The organism is Cyanobacterium sp. T60_A2020_053 (assembly GCA_015272165.1).
Classification (GTDB): domain Bacteria; phylum Cyanobacteriota; class Cyanobacteriia; order Cyanobacteriales; family Cyanobacteriaceae; genus Cyanobacterium.
This window is the reverse complement of sequence record JACYMF010000059.1, coordinates 1-18,198: the sequence shown is the minus strand read 5'-3', so window position 1 is coordinate 18,198 and position 18,198 is coordinate 1. Positions and strand designations below refer to the sequence as shown.

Annotated in this window: 18 protein-coding genes and 1 tRNA gene; 9 read left to right on the top strand and 10 right to left on the bottom strand. The window is 37.0% G+C overall.

The features are described 5' to 3' along the window. Nucleotides 1-143: 143 nt before the first annotated feature. Nucleotides 144-992 carry a hypothetical protein gene (locus IGQ45_08725; GenBank protein ID MBF2057293.1) on the top strand — a complete coding sequence of 283 codons (849 nt, stop codon included), beginning with the start codon at nucleotides 144-146 and terminating at the stop codon, nucleotides 990-992. Nucleotides 993-1,059: 67 nt separating this feature from the next. Here IGQ45_08725 and IGQ45_08720 read toward each other — a convergent pair. Further along, nucleotides 1,060-1,131 (bottom strand) — tRNA-Val (locus tag IGQ45_08720). Nucleotides 1,132-1,176: 45 nt separating this feature from the next. On the opposite strand from IGQ45_08720, the gene IGQ45_08715 reads away from it, so the two are divergent. Next, the gene (locus IGQ45_08715) at nucleotides 1,177-1,770 is read left to right on the top strand and encodes a metal-binding protein (protein MBF2057292.1); all 594 of its coding nucleotides are present in this window, start codon (nucleotides 1,177-1,179) and stop codon (nucleotides 1,768-1,770) included. Between the two features lie 85 nt (nucleotides 1,771-1,855). On the opposite strand, the gene IGQ45_08710 is transcribed toward IGQ45_08715, so the two are convergent. Both IGQ45_08710 and IGQ45_08705 read right to left on the bottom strand, forming a co-directional pair. Then, nucleotides 1,856-2,335, bottom strand: coding sequence for an NAD(P)H-quinone oxidoreductase subunit N (locus tag IGQ45_08710; GenBank protein MBF2057291.1), 480 nt, complete (start codon nucleotides 2,333-2,335; stop codon nucleotides 1,856-1,858). A gap of 81 nt (nucleotides 2,336-2,416) precedes the next feature. Then, the gene (locus tag IGQ45_08705) at nucleotides 2,417-2,791 is read right to left on the bottom strand and encodes a hypothetical protein (GenBank protein ID MBF2057290.1); all 375 of its coding nucleotides are present in this window, start codon (nucleotides 2,789-2,791) and stop codon (nucleotides 2,417-2,419) included. Nucleotides 2,792-2,832: 41 nt separating this feature from the next. Between IGQ45_08705 and IGQ45_08700 the strand changes: the two genes are divergently transcribed. The 3 genes from IGQ45_08700 (at nucleotide 2,833) to IGQ45_08690 (ending at nucleotide 4,895) form a co-directional block, all read left to right on the top strand. After that, complete coding sequence (locus tag IGQ45_08700; GenBank protein ID MBF2057289.1) at nucleotides 2,833-3,201, top strand: CAP domain-containing protein; 369 nt, start codon at nucleotides 2,833-2,835, stop codon at nucleotides 3,199-3,201. Between the two features lie 165 nt (nucleotides 3,202-3,366). Then, nucleotides 3,367-3,906, top strand: coding sequence for a cytochrome b6-f complex iron-sulfur subunit (locus IGQ45_08695; protein ID MBF2057288.1), 540 nt, complete (start codon nucleotides 3,367-3,369; stop codon nucleotides 3,904-3,906). A gap of 44 nt (nucleotides 3,907-3,950) precedes the next feature. Next, nucleotides 3,951-4,895, top strand: a complete 945-nt coding sequence (locus IGQ45_08690) for an apocytochrome f (protein MBF2057287.1) — start codon at nucleotides 3,951-3,953, stop codon at nucleotides 4,893-4,895. Between the two features lie 172 nt (nucleotides 4,896-5,067). Here IGQ45_08690 and IGQ45_08685 read toward each other — a convergent pair whose 3' ends face one another. After that, nucleotides 5,068-8,103, bottom strand: a complete 3,036-nt coding sequence (locus tag IGQ45_08685) for an SMC family ATPase (GenBank protein ID MBF2057286.1) — start codon at nucleotides 8,101-8,103, stop codon at nucleotides 5,068-5,070. Between the two features lie 91 nt (nucleotides 8,104-8,194). Beyond that, the gene (locus IGQ45_08680; protein ID MBF2057285.1) at nucleotides 8,195-8,473 is read right to left on the bottom strand and encodes a hypothetical protein; all 279 of its coding nucleotides are present in this window, start codon (nucleotides 8,471-8,473) and stop codon (nucleotides 8,195-8,197) included. 221 nt (nucleotides 8,474-8,694) lie between these two features. Between IGQ45_08680 and IGQ45_08675 the strand changes: the two genes are divergently transcribed. Then, nucleotides 8,695-9,129 (top strand): CAAD domain-containing protein, encoded by a 435-nt coding sequence (locus IGQ45_08675; protein ID MBF2057284.1) that lies wholly within the window; start codon nucleotides 8,695-8,697, stop codon nucleotides 9,127-9,129. 181 nt (nucleotides 9,130-9,310) lie between these two features. Beyond that, nucleotides 9,311-10,300 (top strand): GntR family transcriptional regulator, encoded by a 990-nt coding sequence (locus IGQ45_08670; protein ID MBF2057283.1) that lies wholly within the window; start codon nucleotides 9,311-9,313, stop codon nucleotides 10,298-10,300. A 307-nt stretch (nucleotides 10,301-10,607) separates the two neighbouring features. On the opposite strand, the gene IGQ45_08665 is transcribed toward IGQ45_08670, so the two are convergent. The 3 genes from IGQ45_08665 to psaK all read right to left on the bottom strand — a co-directional run bounded on the left by IGQ45_08665 (nucleotide 10,608) and on the right by psaK (nucleotide 12,218). Then, the gene (locus IGQ45_08665; GenBank protein MBF2057282.1) at nucleotides 10,608-11,558 is read right to left on the bottom strand and encodes a CIA30 family protein; all 951 of its coding nucleotides are present in this window, start codon (nucleotides 11,556-11,558) and stop codon (nucleotides 10,608-10,610) included. Between the two features lies 1 nt (nucleotide 11,559). Next, on the bottom strand, nucleotides 11,560-11,862 hold the full coding sequence (ureA, locus tag IGQ45_08660) for an urease subunit gamma (GenBank protein MBF2057281.1): 303 nt from the start codon (nucleotides 11,860-11,862) through the stop codon (nucleotides 11,560-11,562). A gap of 80 nt (nucleotides 11,863-11,942) precedes the next feature. After that, nucleotides 11,943-12,218, bottom strand: coding sequence for a photosystem I reaction center subunit PsaK (gene psaK / locus IGQ45_08655; GenBank protein ID MBF2057280.1), 276 nt, complete (start codon nucleotides 12,216-12,218; stop codon nucleotides 11,943-11,945). Nucleotides 12,219-12,350: 132 nt separating this feature from the next. On the opposite strand from psaK, the gene IGQ45_08650 reads away from it, so the two are divergent. Continuing rightward, nucleotides 12,351-12,998, top strand: a complete 648-nt coding sequence (locus IGQ45_08650; GenBank protein MBF2057279.1) for a phosphoribosylanthranilate isomerase — start codon at nucleotides 12,351-12,353, stop codon at nucleotides 12,996-12,998. A 292-nt stretch (nucleotides 12,999-13,290) separates the two neighbouring features. After that, nucleotides 13,291-14,376, top strand: a complete 1,086-nt coding sequence (gene leuB / locus IGQ45_08645; protein MBF2057278.1) for a 3-isopropylmalate dehydrogenase — start codon at nucleotides 13,291-13,293, stop codon at nucleotides 14,374-14,376. Between the two features lie 48 nt (nucleotides 14,377-14,424). Here leuB and IGQ45_08640 read toward each other — a convergent pair whose 3' ends face one another. Further along, nucleotides 14,425-14,634: a hypothetical protein gene (locus tag IGQ45_08640; GenBank protein ID MBF2057277.1), complete on the bottom strand. Its 210-nt coding sequence runs from the start codon at nucleotides 14,632-14,634 to the stop codon at nucleotides 14,425-14,427. Nucleotides 14,635-14,897: 263 nt separating this feature from the next. Beyond that, on the bottom strand, nucleotides 14,898-17,816 hold the full coding sequence (gene gcvP / locus IGQ45_08635) for an aminomethyl-transferring glycine dehydrogenase (GenBank protein ID MBF2057276.1): 2,919 nt from the start codon (nucleotides 17,814-17,816) through the stop codon (nucleotides 14,898-14,900). Between the last annotated feature and the right edge of the window lie 382 nt (nucleotides 17,817-18,198).

Sequence of the window (18,198 nt, the reverse complement as noted above, 5' to 3'; positions counted from 1 at the left end):
AAGTTTTGTCGGATACGACCTTCACTATCTCTTTTGATGGTGATGCTATTGTGGCACAGGACGGGGATATACCGTATTGTGCCGCATAAATGTATCAGGGAAGTGCTATTAGATAATAATAATAATGAAGTATTCTGAAAAAAATGGCTAAGTCAATCAAAAAGCTACGGGATGATTTAACGATTTTAGAAACAGAAACTCGTCTTCTTGCTACTGAGTTATATGAGCTTTCCCATGTTTATTTACAGCGTTTGCATAATGTAGTTAGTAAACAATTAGTTTTTGTTTGTTATCAGATTTGTACTCACAAATATCCTGAGCAGTTTTTAGTTTTAACTTACGGTGAAAAGGTTGATTTACAAGAGAAAATTAAGGCGAAGGGCGCTGTTTTTTTATCTCATTTAACTAATACTTTAGAAGAAATGGATAAGTTAGAGTGTGCTTTATTTCCCGATTTTCCTCATAGTTTAACGGGATTACCAGCGCCCTCCACCCCATCAGAAGATGCTAATTTACAGCTAATTGAAAAAGAAGAATTATCTAATATTAATCCAGGAGATATAATAAATTTCTTTGCTGAAATTGAATATTCTGTGGGGGAAACATTAAAAGAAATTTCTATTTCTACTAATAACTTTTTGCGAGAATATAAGATTTTACCAGCTCAAATTCCTAGTAAAATTCTGGCAATGGCTTTAGAAAATAGTGAGGCTGCGGTGGGGGGCTCTGATGGTGATAATTTAATTAATTTAATTGTCGAAAAAGAACATTTAGGCAGTGATGAAACGAAAGATATTACCCCTATTGTGGCTGTGTGTTTGCGCCTAAGTGAAATCGAATTTAATGATCCTGAATTAAGAACCCAGCGCCCTTCCCTGTTAGCTATCATGGATAAACTGATAACTATTGAAAAGAAATATAGCCGTCTTGATAGACAGCATAAAATTGCCCTTGCCGAATCTCAATGGCGTAGTTGCTGGAATGAAGAATAAGAAACTACTTTTAAACACCAAGTTATTATCAATGAAAGATAATTGAGTGATGATTTAACGAATAATATGGGCGATACTGGATTTGAACCAGTGACGTCCTGCTTGTAAGGCAGGCGCTCTACCACTGAGCTAATCGCCCTTGCTGACCTCTATAATTATAACGATTGTTTTCAAAAAATGCAAGATGCCTTCAGGAAAAAATCATGATCAAATTACTTGGCTTTGTTTACCGGGTATTTTTGTCTCTACAGTAATCATTAGCCGAGATTTATTAACGGGTTTTCTGGTAAGTTCAGGGTTTTTGTTTAGTGGCTTGATGTTTGGACCTGATTTAGATATTTATTCCGTGCAATTTAAGCGCTGGGGATGGTGCAAATTTATTTGGTTGCCCTATCAAAAGATATTACGTCATCGTTCTTTTTTTTCCCATGGTGTCATTATTGGCACATTAATCCGAGTTTTATATTTGTCTTTCATCATTGGGATAATCAGTTTATTGATTATTGGTGCAACGGCTGTCTTATTTCCGTGGCGCTGGGCAGATTTTATCGCCAGTTTATCTTTAAAGTATTATGTCCGTGAATTGATCGCTTTAGGTGTGGGCTTAGAGTTGGGGGCGCTGAGTCATTACAGTGCTGATTTTATTGGCTCATGGTATAAAAAAAGACAAAAAAAGCGCCCTTCACCGCAACCAAAAAAAGTAGTCAGGAGTAAAGGGCAAAGGAGAAAAGGGGCAAAGTTAAAAGGGCAAAGGGCAAAGGGCAAAGGAAATTCATAATTAATAATTAATTATCTCCCTGTTTCCTCTGCTTCCCCTTCTCCTCTGCTTCCCTTTCCCTTCACAATTGCAGTTTTTCGCCTAATTAAGCGACAGAAGCTAAAACATCGGCGAGAGGTTGCCAACGAAAATAGCGCTCTCCACCCAACTCTAAAACAATTTTGATGCGAGGCTCAATTTTAGGTAAATTCAACAAATACTCTTTTTCCTGATTAGATAGAACAAATCCTTCAATAATCCATAAAACTAATCCTTTAGACTTGGGAGGGAGATTTTCTATCTGACTTAAAGCAATGGGCGGTACAAAATAAATAGGACCTACAGAGCCTTCTTGAGCAATATTTTTCTTGCCGAGGTGCGCTGGGCGTACGCCATGAAAACCCATTAAATAGGCGCTTAAATCTCCCAAACCCCGTGCAGAAATACTGAGGCTATGATAACCATTAGCCCGTAAACGTCTTTGATAGCGCCCTTCAAACCCACCTTCTAAGGGTGCATATACCGCCACAGCGCCTGATTTTTCCAAACTTTTTATAAAAGATTTTCCCGTAGTTAGTAAAGGCATATTGTTAGTAAAATAATATTTTAATTCGGATTAGTTTAGTCAATGTTACCAGATATGATGTCTTGAAGATTAATCAAAATTTTAACCTAATAGATTAGGATATAGCACTTTTGATAAGCCTACGATGAGAGCAAGTATGACACCACCAATGACACTCCGAGCAATAAAATCTAGGTTATCTAATCTTTTATTGATGCCATTTTGTCCTTCCTTTAGAGTAGCCGTATCAACTTTCATCTCATTGAGTTTACCGTCTAAATCACCTCTCACCTCATTGAGTTTACTATCTAAATCAAATCTCACATCATTGAGTTTACTATCTAAATCAAATCTCACGTCATTGAGTTTACTATCCAATGATTGATAACGACTTTCGATTTTTTCGTTAATTTGTTCAAATTTTGAGTTGATTAGGTCTTTTAACTCTCTCAAATCATTTTCTGTAACTGTACTCATGGTCAACTTATTCAGTTTGAATTACTCTGACTCTATTCTAAGTGAGAAAACATCCAAATAATGGATTACCGCCTTTATTATTTGATCCTTTAATAACGAAAACCGCACAACTTCACGCCGAAGATATGGCAAGAAGAAATTATTTCAACCATAACACACCTGAAGGATTATCTCCTTCTGATCGTTATATAAACTTAGGTGGTGTACGAGGAGTTGCTGAAAATATTTCTTTTCAAAAAAGTTCTCAATCAAGATTAACTTACAGCATTGTTGAGGTCTTTCAAAGAGGGTTAATGTATAGTGATGGTCATAGAAAAAATCTTCTCGATCCTAACTATACAAAATTTGGTTATGGCATTGCCGTGGATTTTTCTCGAACTAAAATTTATGCGGTACAAAATTTTCAGTAATTCTCCTTATCGTGGATAAAATACTCCACTTCAATATATAGTTGCTCAAAAGAGTTCATTTTTTGTAATAATTGAAGGTAGTAGCTAAAATAAACCTCCCTGTAAAAAGCTGGTTTAAGCAAATTTCCCTCAAAATTAAAGACATTAAAATTAGATAATTAAGTTATGACACAAATTCCTGTCAACTCCGATGTTCCGGATATGGGGCGCCGTCAGTTTATGAATTTACTGACTTTCGGTACTATTACCGGTATTGCTGCCGGAGCTTTATATCCAGTTGTTAGCTATTTTATTCCTAAATCGGCGGGGGGCGCTGGTGGTGGTTTAACAGCTAAAGATAAATTAGGTAACGACCTAGTAGCTAGTAACTACATTGCATCCCATGGCGCTGGAGATCGTAGTTTAGCCCAAGGCTTAAAAGGTGATCCTACTTACGTTATTATCACTGAAGACAAACAAATCGCTTCCTACGGCTTAAACGCTGTATGTACTCACTTAGGATGTGTAGTGCCTTGGAATGCTTCCGAAGATAAATTTATCTGTCCTTGTCACGGTTCACAGTACAACAGTGAAGGTAAAATGGTCAGAGGCCCAGCGCCCCTCTCCTTAGCCTTAGTACACGCTGATGTACAAGATGATAAAGTAGTCTTCACTAACTGGGAAGAGACCGACTTCCGTGACGGTTCTGATCCTTGGTGGGCTTAATTTAAAAAATACTAACTAATCGAAATAATCAGTTTTAAATTCTAATGATGAAAAATTTGACTCGGTTGATGCTAGTGGCGGTAGCATCACTCTGTTTTTTCCTTGTCCATGATGTACAAGTAGCCAACGCTTATCCCTTTTGGGCGCAGGAAACTGCTCCCATGACTCCCAGAGAAGCCACCGGGCGCATTGTCTGTGCTAACTGTCACCTTGCTAGTAAACCTGCGGAAGTAGAAATTCCTCAAGCGGTATTACCTGATACTGTATTTGAAGCAGTGGTAAAAATTCCTTACGATCATTCTCAACAACAAATTTTAGGAGATGGCTCTAAAGGTGGTTTAAACGTTGGTGCCGTATTAATGTTACCTGACGGCTTCAGTATTGCCCCTGATGACCGTATTCCCGAAGAAATGAAGGAAAAAATCGGTGGAGTTTACTATCAATCTTACCGTGAAGGTCAAGAAAACTGGGTGTTAGTGGGCCCCATGCCCGGTGATGACTATGAGGAAATTATTTTCCCTGTACTTTCTCCCGATCCTGCCAAAAATCCTAATATTCATTTCGGTAAATATTCCGTGCATTTAGGTGCTAATCGTGGCAGAGGTCAAGTATATCCTACTGGTCAATTAAGCAATAATAATGCTTTTAAATCTCCTGTTGCTGGTACAGTTACGGAAATTAGTGAACCAGAAGCTGGTGGTTATGTGGTAACTATTACCCCAGATGAAGGAGAGATTAAAACTGTAGAAATTCCCGTCGGACCTGAGTTAATTGTTAGCTTAAATCAAAAAGTGGCGAGTGGTGAACTTTTAACTAACGATCCTAACGTAGGTGGTTTTGGTCAAAAAGATACTGAAGTAGTGTTACAAAGCCCAGCGCGCATCGCCTGGTTCTTAGTTTTCATTGCTGGTATCATGTTGGCTCAAATTCTCCTTGTGTTGAAGAAAAAACAAATCGAGAAAGTTCAAGAAGCTGGTATGTATTTCTAATCAGTGTCTTTTAACTTAGTCTGTAGGGTGGGCAATGCCCACCTTTTTTTATAAAAAGCCTAAAACTTTTCCCTTTTCCCTTTTCTCTACATCCCTAGTTAGGCTAAAGTCTTTGATTGATAATCCTTTTCACTATCCATTTCCTTCAACAACACCACTTTTTCATCAAGCCCTAAGTAGATAAATGAATTTGTGAGCCTTCATCAGTTTTGGTGATTTCGATACGGGCGCTGAAGGCTTCTTTAAATTGTGGCATATGCGTCACGGTTAAGATACAAGCAAAGTCACTGGCGATGGTGTTGAGGGCGCTGATTAAGTTGTTACAGCCCACATCATCTTGAGTACCAAAACCCTCATCAATGATCAATAATTGTAAAGGAGTTCCTGATCTTTGCGCGAGGATACGAGATAAAGCCAGACGAATGGAAAAGTTAATACGGAAATTTTCTCCTCCCGAATAGGTTTCATAAGCCCTTGATCCTTGTGCATCAGAAATAATTATATCAAGGGTATCTTTATAATTATCATCATTTTTTTTACTTTTTTTACTACTATTTGCTTTTTCTTGTTGGGTGATAAATTGAATATTTAGTTGATTGTTAGTGAGGCGACTTAAAATATTATTTGCTTCTGTTTCTATTTGAGGTAAAATATTTTCTAATATCAATGTAGGAATACCATTTTTATGAAAAGCCTTACTTAATTCATCATATATTCTTTGTTTTTTCTGAGTTTCTTTAATTAATTTATTGATTTCTTTTAATTCCTCTTGATCATTTTTTAGATTAGTTAAAGATTGTTCAACAGCGCCCTTCTTCTGTAACAATCTATTAACGCTATTTTTCGAGATATTGAGTTGATTTTCTAATTTAGCTAAGTCTTGACTATAGTCAATAGATGAGGAAATTTGTTGTTGAATTTGTTTGATATTTTCTTCTTGAGTTAATTTATTTTGTTGATAATTAGTTAATTTTTGTTGGTAATCATCTTTTTTAATGGTTGATAATGGTAATTGTTTTTTAGCTTCTTGTAATTGACTATATTTATCTCGATATAGTTGTAGATTTGGTAATTCTGATTGAATATCATTATGGTAGTCACGATTATAATTAATCTCCTCAATGTCATTATTTAACTGATTAATTTTTTGTTGCCAAATTGAGTTTTGATTAATGTCTTTTAAGGTTTGATTGAGAGTAGATAAATTATTTTCTAATTTGATTTTATCCTCGTCAATTTTTAATAACTTCAATTCTGCTTTTTTCAAATCTTGTAGGTTAATTTCTGCCCATTGATAGGTTTTTTCTTGATTCTTGACGAGGGTATAAGTTTCTTGACTAAAATTTAGGGCTTTAATTTGACTTTCTACCACCGTTAATTCTTCTCGAATATGGGGTAAATAACTTTCCATTGTCAATAAATTATTTAAAGACTCAATAACCATTTCAATAGCGCCCTTCTCCGCCATAATTTCATCCATTTCCCCCAAATTATTTTCTAGTTTTAAAAATTGCTGTTGTAAATTATTCTCATTGGCTATTTTCTGGTTTAATTCTGTCAATTCTTGCTCAAGTTTTTTGATTTCCCTATCACAACTATGAATATCGCCGTCTAACTGACTATTTTGCGCCCGTAATTGTTCAATTTCTGCGGTAGTATTATCCATAACATGGTTACGGTGGTTATCATCTAACGGGGTTTCACATAAAGGGCAGAGGGCGCTATTATCTGTTTTTAGGGTAAGTAATTTTTCTTTGCTTTTGGTGACGTGCGCTGAATTATTATTTTGTTGGTCGATAAATCGTTGTTTTTTTATAGTTTGGGTTGCTTTTTTTTCTTCAATTCTTATTATGAAATTTTTAACTTTTTCAATTTCCTTAATTTGTTGACGAATATCAAAGTATTGTTTTCTAACTTGAGGAATATTTGCTAATTTACTATTTAATTTATCTTGTTTAGCTTGAGTTTCTTTGAGTTGAAATTCTAAGTTGTTACGCTCAATTTCTAACTCTTGATTTAATTTATTTGCTTCTTTTTGTAAAACATTAAAATTTTGTAATTTGTTATCTAACTCTTGCAGTTGTTGACGATAATATTTAAGTTGCTCTACTTCATGAATAATTTTATCTCGATCTTTGATTGTCTTTTGACACTCTTTTTCTTGTTTATCTAAACTACTTAACTCTGCTTGAATTTGATTAATTTGTTGTTCTAATTGTCTTAACTCTTGTGATAATTGATTTTCTGCTTCCCTTCTTTGATCCAGCGCCCGACTATACTGCTTAAACTTATCTCTTAGCTCATTATCTTCTTGAGTTAAATCATTTAAACGCTGATAATTACTAATAATATCTTCTTCTTGAAAAAGAATATCTTCTAAACGTTTAATTTCTTGGGCAATATTAACACTATCTTGACTTACTTGGGATATACTTTGATTGATTTCTAATAATAAATTTTGGTAGCTTTTCAACTGTTGAGTTAAACCTTCCCGTTGACTATTTAAACTACTTAAATCTCTAACTTTTTGCTCGATATTGTTCTGTTCATTTTGATAATAAATTAAGTCTTTATTCAGATTATCCAACTGAATATTTAAATCTTCTCTAGTCTCCAATTGACTTTGTAAATATATTAATTTTCCCTCTAATTGATCAAACTCAGTTTTATATTGTTTAGCTTCTGCTTTAGCTTTTTCTACTATTTTTTCGTAGTCATCTAATTTGAGTAATTTAAACAATATTTCTTTCCTTTCTGCTGCCGTTTTGCTCATAAATTCATCGGCTTGACCTTGTTTTAAATAAGCAGAATTAATAAAAGTTTTATAGTCAACCTTCAAACATTCATCAATATTATTTTGAGTATCAGTAAGATTTTTACCAGAAAGAGAATTAAATTCGCCATTATGACAAATTTGAAAATCTAAAGTTTTATTACCTTTGAGCTTTTTCGTACGAATGATGCGGTAGTGTTGCTCATTATAAAGAAATTCAAAATCAACCCTAGTATTTGTTTCACCTAAATAGATTAAATCATCATCTTTATCTACCCTTGTTTCCCCCCAAATTGCCCAAGTAATAGCTTCTAATAAAGAAGATTTACCAGCGCCATTCGCCCCACAAATACAAGCAGTATGTAAACCACTAAAATCTAAACTTGCTTGACGATAACTGATAAAATTATTGAGGGTTAATTTTTTGGGAATCATGGTTTAAGTGATGAATTATGAATTATGAGTGATGAATTAACCTTTGCCCTATACCAACCAATAACTTATCATACTCAAAGTATAAGAGCCATTAATACTTTTTTTGAGCAATAAAATCAGGACAATTAACAGCTTCATAAGTATTAGCTAAATTTGGTTGTACAGTACATTTAAGACGATGATCATTGGTAAAATATTGACAATTACTACAAGGAATCTCGTGCATTTTTTGACTACGTTGCCAAATATCTGTCACAGTTTTAACCAGATTAATTCCCAGAAGAATCAGTAAAACCCAAGCTGTGAAAAAATAAAATGGTTGTAAATAAGGATTGTATTTCTCTAAAAACTCTTTGATAATAGGTAACATTATCCAGCGCCCTCCGCCACTCATATACTACTAGGTAAGTATGAATAGTAGTTTTATTCTATTATGTTACCATCTGAGAAAGAAAAATCATTAACAGTTAATAAGAAAATGACCCGAATTAAGAAAAGTGTTTGATAATATGAGCAAAAGTCAGTACATTTAATAATTGTTTAATCTGACCAAAACATATTTACCATCATTTAAGATTAGGGAGAATTATTATGGAATCACAATTTCAAGAAACCGAAACCAAAGCACAAGAAACCATGAACCAAATGGATGATGATATGGCTGTAATGCTTAGTAAATCAACCACCAGCGTCTCTGGAGGAGAACCAGCATGGCAGGAATGGGTGGATGTAATCGTGGATTTTTTAGCCAAAGTGCCTGATCAATTAGGGGGATTTTTTTCTGACTATAAGCAACCCTTGACTAGCTTCGGCTTAATTGTCACCGCCGCCATCACTGTTTATATTACTCTATCCGTGTTAGATGCCATTGATAATATTCCCCTACTTTCTTCTATCCTCGAATTGGTAGGTTTAGGATATAGTGCTTGGTTTACCACTCGCTACCTACTCAAGGCTTCCACTCGTCAAGAATTATTTTCCGAGTTTAACGGCTTAAAAAACCAAATTTTAGGCGGCGAAAAATAATTAGGTTTTCGTAGTAGGTTTTGAAGGGGAAAAGTTAAAAGGGCAAAGGGTAAGGGATAATTGATAATGAAAGGAATGAAGAATGTAGAAGTAATTGTTTTCTAAATTCTAAATTCTAAATTTTCTTCCCCTGCCTCCCCTTCTCCCTTGCTTCCCTTTCCACCCTTTCCCCCCTGCCAAGATGGTTAACTTTCAACTTCACCCCGATAGTGACATAGCGCCCTCCCAACAACTGTTTGATCAAATTCAGTTTGCCATCGCTTCTCGTCAATACCCCCCAGGACAAAGGCTTCCTAGTACAAGACAACTAGCACAAATAACTGGTTTACATCGTAATACCATCAGTAAGATATATCAAAAATTAGAAAAAATTGGCTTAGTCGATTCCTTGACAGGATCAGGAATTTATGTTAAGGCTCAAGGTAATGAAGGCATGATTAAACCCCATGGCTCGATTTTGAGACAATATCCCGAAGCTGAAAAAATTATTAGTGCTACCATAGATCAGCTTATCCTCTCAGGCTCTAATCTTAATCAAATTAGAGAGTTATTTTTAGCGGAAATAGATTGGCGTTTGAGTTGTAATGCCTTAATCCTCGTCACTGTGCCAGATACGGATATGGGCGCTGGAAAATTGATGGCGCTGGAGTTACAACGGGCGCTAAATTTACCCATTCAACTCATCCCCCTAGAGGAATTAAGTCAAGTTGTCGGTGAGAATAAGGGCGCTACCATTGTTACCAGTCGTTATTTTGTCACGGAAGTATTAGAAACGGTTTCCCTCGAATCCACTAGGGTGATTCCCCTTGATATTTATGACTATCATCAAGAATTGCAAATTATCAAAAAATTACCAGCCCATTGCTGTTTAGGTATCGTCAGCCTCAGTAGTGGTATTCTGAAGGTAGCAGAAATGATGGTCCAAAGTCTGCGCGGTAACGAAATTGATACTATTACCGCTCAAACTAATGATTCCCGTCGCCTCAAAAGTATTGTTAGTCGGGCGCACACCATCATTTGCGATCATCGTAGTTATAGTACCATTAAAAAGTTAATTATTACTCTACAAGAAGATTTGATCCGACCTCCTCACATATTCTGTAGTAATAATTATGTTAGTGAAAAATCCATAATTATGCTCAAACAAGAGCTAGGAATTAGGGAGAATTAGGAGTTGCTGAAATAGTCTTTTGATGAGGATAGGTATCAGGCATCAGGTGTCAGGTATCAGGTTAAAGAATGAAAAATCAAACCTTTTACCATAATAATAGCTTCTTAAAAATTCCTAGTTTTCATCAATGATTGTTGATTTGTAGTAAAAGAATTAGAAATTTTGAAAAAAAAGCGTGATTTTTCGTATTTTTTGATGCTTGTAGTATGTCTTAACCCTTATGAATCAGCAATTAAATAAACAAGTTTTAACCACGTTTTTTGTTTCTCGCAAAGGCGCGAAGACGCAAAGGGAATCTTTGCTTAACTTACAAATCAGCATAATTTTCTACATAATGGCAATGATGAGGAGTGGAAAGAGAAAAAGAATTATTCCCAATAATAATCACTTTTGGTAAACCGTGCGCCCCTCCCCCTTTAATCCACTCTAAGGCAAGATTAAAATTACCTGCTTGAAAAGAAGGGTTATAACCGCCATCATACTCAAATTTACTGAGCATTAATTGCAAAGAGTAAACCTTACTACGGTCAAAATTTCCAGCTTCTGGCACAGTTTTAGCACGAAAAACGGGAATTAAATCAGCACATTTAATCTCCACAGTTTGCCATGTATCTTTAACGGTGTCAAAAGAATAACAGTAACTAATACCATCCCATTTGCCTTCACAACGGGTAATAAATTTGTAACGATTGCCGTCACCTTTTACCCTTAGCAAAATGGTTTCATAAGCCGACAAATCCAAAGGAGGAGTGAAATTTTTGGTGCGTATGGAAGCAAAACCGCCGTTATTAGCGGTGGAAACATTCCCCGTAAAAATAACCTCATTAGAAGCCATTAGCAAACGACTTTCACTGACACCTCCCATTACCACATCATCCACCGCACCCCAACTTTCCTTGATACTGGAGTCAGGATGGGCAAAATTAAATAAATAAGTTTCCTGCGGTTGTAAATACTTATTCAATAGATTGATAATTTCTGGGTTAAATGATTCACTAAAACAGATTATTTGCGTAACTCTGGTAAAAATGCCACTGTTAAGGGGAGTTTGAGGGGTAATAACGGTTACAGGATAATTTTTTTCTTGTAAAAATTTGATGGTATCTTCCGCTAAAGGAGTTTGATTACTACATACTAAGATGTTATTCATGGTTAACTGATTTGGGGTGGAGGGCGCTGGAAAAAATTTTGAGAGACAAGGAAAACTAGGTATAACATCAAAATAAGTTAATGTATCCCAAATTCTTTTTATTTTCATCTTAAAAAATGGGATTATGTACCGTAACTAATTTTGTACCATCTGGAAAAGTAGCCTCTACTTGCACCTCATCAATCATTTCCGCAATGCCATCCATGACATCATCACGGGTTAACAGGGTTTTACCATAACTCATTAATTGTGCCACGGATTGCCCCTCCCTAGCGCCCTCCAAAATAGCTGAGGAAATGTAGGCTACCGCTTCAGGATAATTGAGTTTTAAGCCTTTCGCTTTTCTTCTTTCCGCCAATAAACCAACCGTAAAAATTGTCAGTTTATCTTGTTCTTGAGGGGATAATTGCATAATAATAAATAATGGATAATTGATCAAAAGGGCAAAGGAAATTATTATTTCATAATTCCTAATTCTCTTGTCCTCATTAACTATAATAATCCAGCATTACCTAAACCGAGAATAAAACCAGCGCCCAAAACATGACCTAAACTAGCAGTAGCTAGTAACTCAGGCAGACCAAAATTTTTCCATAAAGCAGGTTTCGGAAATGGTAAATCAGGGCCACTGCCCGATTTTTTGATAGCAAAGCGCCCGATGAAAACTGCTACTAAATTTGAGGCAATCATTACCAGTGCTACTTTATAAGTCCATGTCACCGTAGAAGGCACAACTTCAGCCAAAACAGAATTAATGATTAAGTTCATTTTATGTTAAATTGATATTGATTAAATATTTTGCTATTTTATTATTTTTACTTACTTTTTTACCTCTTTTCTTAACTTTAATTAATATTTTTTTGTTAACTTTTATTACTCAAAATAAAAAATGATCTGATTATGCGCTTAAAAATTTGTGGAGTTACTAACATAAAACAAGCCCAAGCTATAACTGATTTTGGGGTTGATACCATTGGTTTTATCTGTGTTAGGAAATCTCCTCGTTATGTTTCCCCGTCAGCTATTAACGAAATTATTAAACAATTACCGCCAGAAATTAGCACTATCGGTGTTTTTGTGAATGAAACTATCGAAAATATTACCCAAATAGTCAATGAAACTGGCTTAACGGGAGTACAATTACACGGCGAAGAAACACCTCAATTTTGTTCTTCATTAAGGGAAATTTTCCCCGAAATTGAAATTATCAAAGCGATTAGATATAAAGATAGTGGAGCGAGACAAGAAGCGGAAATATATCTCCCTGTGGTGGATACTTTGCTCATAGACACTTATCAAAAAGATGTTTATGGTGGCACGGGCAAAACTTTTCCATGGTCACAAATGAGTGATTTTCGTCCTTCTCGCCCTTGGTTATTGGCTGGGGGGGTGGGCGCTGATAATGTGGTGGAAGCCTTTGAGACTCTTACTTGTGATGGTCTTGATATTTCTAGTAGTGTGGAAATTTCTCCGGGTCAAAAAGATTTGACTAAAATCAAGGAATTACTCGGAATTTTAGAAAGTATTAAAAATAAATTACCTGTTTAAATATTAAACATCTCTCAACCCCTTCTAGCAGGGCGTTTTCATTCTAAAATTTTTAGTTGAGACAAAGTAATAAGTAACAAGTAAAAAGTAATAAGTTTTGATTCTTTTCGATGAAAAAAGATTCTTCCAGATATTTTAACTACTAATAAATCAATGAATAGAAAAAATCTCCCCTTTCTCCCTTGCTTCCTCTGCTTCCCCTGCTAAACAAATCAATTTTATACCTGACTTTGAAAACGCCCTGCTCCGAACTAAGGTAATATTTGTAATGATATATTGACAAGAAAGGATTATGACGAAAGAATATACGATTACCTTGTTACCCGGTGACGGTATCGGACCAGAAATTATGGCAGTAGCTGTTAAGGTATTAGAAACCATTGGCGTGCGCTGTGACTTAAAATTTAACCTCAAAACTGCGTTAATTGGTGGCGCTGCCATTGATGCCACCGGCGCCCCTCTCCCCCCAGAAACCGTTGATACTTGCTTAAAAAGCGATGCTGTCTTACTAGCTGCCATTGGCGGTTATAAATGGGATAATTTGCCCAGAGAATTGCGCCCTGAAACGGGTTTATTAGGCATTCGTTCAGCTTTACAACTATTTGCTAACTTGCGCCCTGCTACTATTTTACCTCAATTAATTGACGCTTCCAGCTTGAAAAAAGAAGTAGTGGAAGGGGTGGATATTATGGTGGTGCGAGAATTGACGGGGGGGATTTATTTTGGGCAACCAAAAGGCATTTTTACCGCAGAAACAGGGGAAAAACGGGGGGTTAATACCATGGCTTATACCGATTCAGAAATCGACCGTATTGCCAAGGTAGCCTTTGAAACGGCGCAAAAACGTCAAAAAAGGCTCTGCTCAGTGGATAAAGCCAACGTGCTGGATGTGTCACAATTATGGCGAGATCGAGTCACTGCTATGGCTTCGGAATATCCTGACGTGGAGTTAACCCATATGTATGTGGATAATGTCGCCATGCAGTTAGTGCGCAATCCGAAACAGTTTGATACTATTGTTACGGGTAATTTATTCGGTGATATTCTCTCCGATGCCGCCGCCATGTTAACCGGCAGTATTGGGATGTTACCTTCTGCTAGTATAGGCGCACTCCGCCCCGGTTTGTTTGAGCCTGTCCATGGTTCAGCGCCCGACATTGCGGGGCAAAATAAGGCTAACCCCCTCGCTCAAGTTCTCAGTGTCGCCATGATGTTACGATATGGTTTGCATGAGGGGGAGGGCGCTGATCTGATCGAAAAAGCAGTATTGACAGTATTAGATCAAGGTTATCGTACCGGTGATATTATGGCGGAGGGCGCTGTGGCCGTAGGGTGTCAGGAAATGGGAGAAGTGTTGTTAAAAGCCCTTAATGATTAGGATTTTTGCACCGTGAAACAGGCATCTTGCCTGTATTTCTGGAGAAGTTTATTTTTCTTCTAAAAAGTTCATTAGTTCATTTATGTCTGAAGAATAATTTAATTTACCTTCTTTTTCTCTTTGTTCGCTAACAAGATAATTTTGATAAATTTCCTCTCTTTTCCCCTCTATTAAGTAGTGATCAATAAGTGATTTAATTTCTTCTTTTTCCTCTGTAGATAAAGTTTTAATTGATTCAACAACTTCATTAAAAGTCATAAATTTATATTATATCAAGTCCATTTGATTAGTTACAAATTAGTAATATCAATATCTTAGTTCAATTTATTGAACGAAAAACTATTAGCCGTGTAATTCATTACACGGTGGGTAAATTACGAAGATATAATCTTTTATAATAGTGCTGTAGAGTGGGCATTGCCCACCATTTGCTATGCTGAATCAAAAGGAAGGAAAGGGAAGCAAAGGAGAAGGGGAAGAAAGGGAGACAAGATGGAGAATTAATTGTCAATTATCCATTATTAATAATTCTCCATGCCCACACAAGAACAAATTAAATTACGATCGCCCCAAGCATTATCAACTCTGCCCACACTACTCCAGAATTTATGCTCTTTCGTCCAAGAAGCAGGATAACAAGCCATTTCTCGACTATAAGAGTGATTCCACTCACCCATAACACTAAGCGCCGTATGGGGTGCATTTTTCAAGGGATTATCGGTTTTATCCATGTCACCATTTTCGATAGAGCGAATTTCCTCCCGAATGCTAATCATTGCCTCACAAAAACGGTCTAATTCAGGTAAAGACTCACTTTCAGTCGGTTCAATCATCATTGTACCAGCCACAGGCCAAGACATGGTGGGCGCATGGAAACCGTAATCAATTAACCGTTTTGCCACATCTTCCACCTCAATTCCAGCAGTTTTGCGCAAAGGGCGTAAATCGATGATACACTCATGGGCAACTAATCCCGATTTACCCGTAAAGAGGATGGGATAATGAGGCGCGAGACGATGCGCAATATAATTGGCATTCAAAATGGCGATTTTTGTGGCTTCCGTTAAACCATCAGCGCCCATCATCCTCATATACACCCACGAAATAGGTAAAATACTAGCACTACCCCAAGGCGCCGCGCTAATCATACCGATAGATTGATCGTTACTTAATAAATCTGTACTAGGTAAAAACGGCACAAGATGAGCCATTACTCCAATAGGTCCAACGCCCGGACCACCGCCACCGTGTGGGATACAGAAGGTTTTATGCAAATTGAGATGACACACATCAGCACCAAAATCACCGGGGCGACATAAGCCAACTTGGGCATTCATATTAGCACCATCGAGATAAACTTGCCCCCCAAATTCATGGATAATGGCGCAAATATCCTTAACCCCTTGCTCAAATACCCCGTGAGTGGAAGGATAGGTAATCATCAAAGCGCACAACTGCCCTTGATGTTTTTCCGCCTTGGTGCGTAAATCGTTAATGTCAATATCCCCTTGACTGTCGCACTTCACCGGTACTACTTTTAAGCCACACATTACCGCGCTAGCTGGATTGGTGCCGTGCGCTGATTCGGGAATTAAACAGATATTACGGTGATTTTCCCCTCGACTGTCATGGTATTTACGGATAACTTGTAACCCTGCATATTCACCCTGAGAACCAGCATTGGGTTGTAAAGATATTCCAGCAAAGCCCGTTATTTCGCCTAACCATGCCTCTAATTGAGCAAAAAGGTTTTGATAGCCCAAAGTTTGGGTGGAGGGCGCATAGGGATGAATTTCGTTGAAGTGCGCCCAAGTAACGGGTAACATTTCGGCAGTGGCATTTAACTTCATGGTACATGAGCCGAGGGCAATCATAGAAGTCGTCAGGGATAAATCTTTACTTTCGAGGCGGTGGAGATAGCGTAATAATTCCGTTTCGCTATGATATTGATTAAAAATTGCTTCCGTTAGATAGGCGCTGTTTCTTTGCCATTTTTCGTCAATGCCTAAGCTATCTACGCCTAAATCATCGAGAGTGAAGTTAATTGCCTGATTTTGAGCAAAAATCGCCCAAATTTGCTTAATATTTTCTAAGGTAGTAGTTTGATCTAAACTAATACCAATAGCTTGGGGATAGTAACGGAAATTGATTTTTTCTGCTTCTGCTTTAGTGCGAATTTGCTCGATTAAGCCGCTATCGTCAATATTAACGGTGATAGTATCGAAAAAATGATGAGATTGGAGAGAATAACCGAGTTTAAGTAATCCAGCGCCCGTCACCCTAGTCAAATCATGGACAGTTTGAGCAATATTTCTGATACCTTCAGCACCATGATATACCGCAAAAGTAGAAGCAATGACGGCAAGTAAAACTTGCGCCGTACAAATATTACTGGTAGCTTTATCACGGCGAATATGTTGCTCTCTGGTTTGTAGGGCAAGACGTAGCGCCCTTCCCCCGTGACTATCTTTAGAAACTCCCACGATGCGCCCCGGTATTTGCCGTTTATATTCTTCCTTCGTGGCAAAATAACCGGCATGAGGGCCACCATAACCTAATGGTACACCAAAACGTTGGGTATTGCCCACAGCTATATCCACATTAAATTCACCAGGGGATTTTAACAGGGCTAAACTGAGTAAGTCACTGGCAAAAATTACTAAGCCTTTTTGTTGATGAATTTGCTCAATTACGGTGCTATAGTCGTAAATTGTGCCGTCTGTGGCAGGATATTGGAATAAAGCGCCAAAAATAGGGCTATTAAAGTCAAAATCTTGGGGATGCTTAATAATAACCTCAATTTCTAAATATTTCGCCCTTGTTTTAATAACTTCAATGGTTTGGGGGTGACAATTAGCATCCACAAAAAAAGTTTGCGATTTATTTTTACACACACCATAACTCATGGTCATAGCTTCTGCTGCCGCCGTGCCTTCATCTAATAAGGAAGCGTTGGCAATTTCTAACCCTGTCAAATCAATAATCATGGTTTGATAGTTTAACAGCGCTTCTAGTCTTCCCTGCGCGATTTCGGGTTGATAGGGGGTGTAAGCGGTGTACCAGTTGGGATTTTCTAATATGTTACGCTGAATCACTGGGGGAGTAATGCAATTACTGTAACCCATGCCGATATAAGACTTAAACACCTGATTTTTTTCTGCCATTGCCCTTAATTCTTGTAGCGCTTCATATTCACTAATGGCTGAAGGTATATTAAGAGGTTGATTTAAACGAATGGCAGGAGGTACAGCTTCATCAATTAATTGCTCTAAACTATCATAATTTAGACTATTTAATATTCTGGCACGGTGGAGGGCGCTGATACCGAGATGACGAGAAGCAAATTTTTCCCCTTGTGCGAGACTGAGAGGAGAAGCTGAGGGGATAAAGGTATTTTCAGTAATGGGAGAAGGATTACTGAAGTTTTCTAAATCAAGCATGGTTGGTGGTATGATTATATGTTTATTTCTTTATTCCATATTAACTAAATCTTAATGAATCTTAAAGTTTCTCAAAAGATTAAAACGATAAATCAAGAAAAAAGAACCCTCCACCGTAATAAAGAAATGACAAGTATATGTAAACCTTCAGGAGATTATGCAGCTTTCGTCGGTTCTAAATTTTCTACATGCAGTTTGCACTTTCAATAATTGGCGATAAATAGGCACCGTTTTGGCTAATGGTGTTTTTTCTTTCGAGGTAATCTCAAATCTATGATCAAACCTGATTATAGATAAATATAAATAGTCAAAAAAAAGGCACCCGCAGAGGGGCGCTTTTAGAATGATGAAGACAGGCATAGAACTATTGTCCCGAGGGGCT

Bases quoted from the DNA above. Each gene is read 5' to 3' on its own strand.
- IGQ45_08725 (MBF2057293.1), top strand. From the start codon at position 144: ATGGCTAAGTCAATCAAAAAGCTACGGGATGATTTAACGATTTTAGAA.
- IGQ45_08715 (MBF2057292.1), top strand. From the start codon at position 1,177: ATGCCTTCAGGAAAAAATCATGATCAAATTACTTGGCTTTGTTTACCG.
- IGQ45_08710 (MBF2057291.1), bottom strand. From the start codon at position 2,335: ATGCCTTTACTAACTACGGGAAAATCTTTTATAAAAAGTTTGGAAAAA.
- IGQ45_08705 (MBF2057290.1), bottom strand. From the start codon at position 2,791: ATGAGTACAGTTACAGAAAATGATTTGAGAGAGTTAAAAGACCTAATC.
- IGQ45_08695 (MBF2057288.1), top strand. From the start codon at position 3,367: ATGACACAAATTCCTGTCAACTCCGATGTTCCGGATATGGGGCGCCGT.
- IGQ45_08690 (MBF2057287.1), top strand. From the start codon at position 3,951: ATGATGAAAAATTTGACTCGGTTGATGCTAGTGGCGGTAGCATCACTC.
- IGQ45_08685 (MBF2057286.1), bottom strand. From the start codon at position 8,103: ATGATTCCCAAAAAATTAACCCTCAATAATTTTATCAGTTATCGTCAA.
- IGQ45_08680 (MBF2057285.1), bottom strand. From the start codon at position 8,473: ATGTTACCTATTATCAAAGAGTTTTTAGAGAAATACAATCCTTATTTA.
- IGQ45_08675 (MBF2057284.1), top strand. From the start codon at position 8,695: ATGGAATCACAATTTCAAGAAACCGAAACCAAAGCACAAGAAACCATG.
- IGQ45_08670 (MBF2057283.1), top strand. From the start codon at position 9,311: ATGGTTAACTTTCAACTTCACCCCGATAGTGACATAGCGCCCTCCCAA.
- IGQ45_08665 (MBF2057282.1), bottom strand. From the start codon at position 11,558: ATGAAAATAAAAAGAATTTGGGATACATTAACTTATTTTGATGTTATA.
- ureA (MBF2057281.1), bottom strand. From the start codon at position 11,862: ATGCAATTATCCCCTCAAGAACAAGATAAACTGACAATTTTTACGGTT.
- psaK (MBF2057280.1), bottom strand. From the start codon at position 12,218: ATGAACTTAATCATTAATTCTGTTTTGGCTGAAGTTGTGCCTTCTACG.
- IGQ45_08650 (MBF2057279.1), top strand. From the start codon at position 12,351: ATGCGCTTAAAAATTTGTGGAGTTACTAACATAAAACAAGCCCAAGCT.
- leuB (MBF2057278.1), top strand. From the start codon at position 13,291: ATGACGAAAGAATATACGATTACCTTGTTACCCGGTGACGGTATCGGA.
- IGQ45_08640 (MBF2057277.1), bottom strand. From the start codon at position 14,634: ATGACTTTTAATGAAGTTGTTGAATCAATTAAAACTTTATCTACAGAG.
- gcvP (MBF2057276.1), bottom strand. From the start codon at position 17,816: ATGCTTGATTTAGAAAACTTCAGTAATCCTTCTCCCATTACTGAAAAT.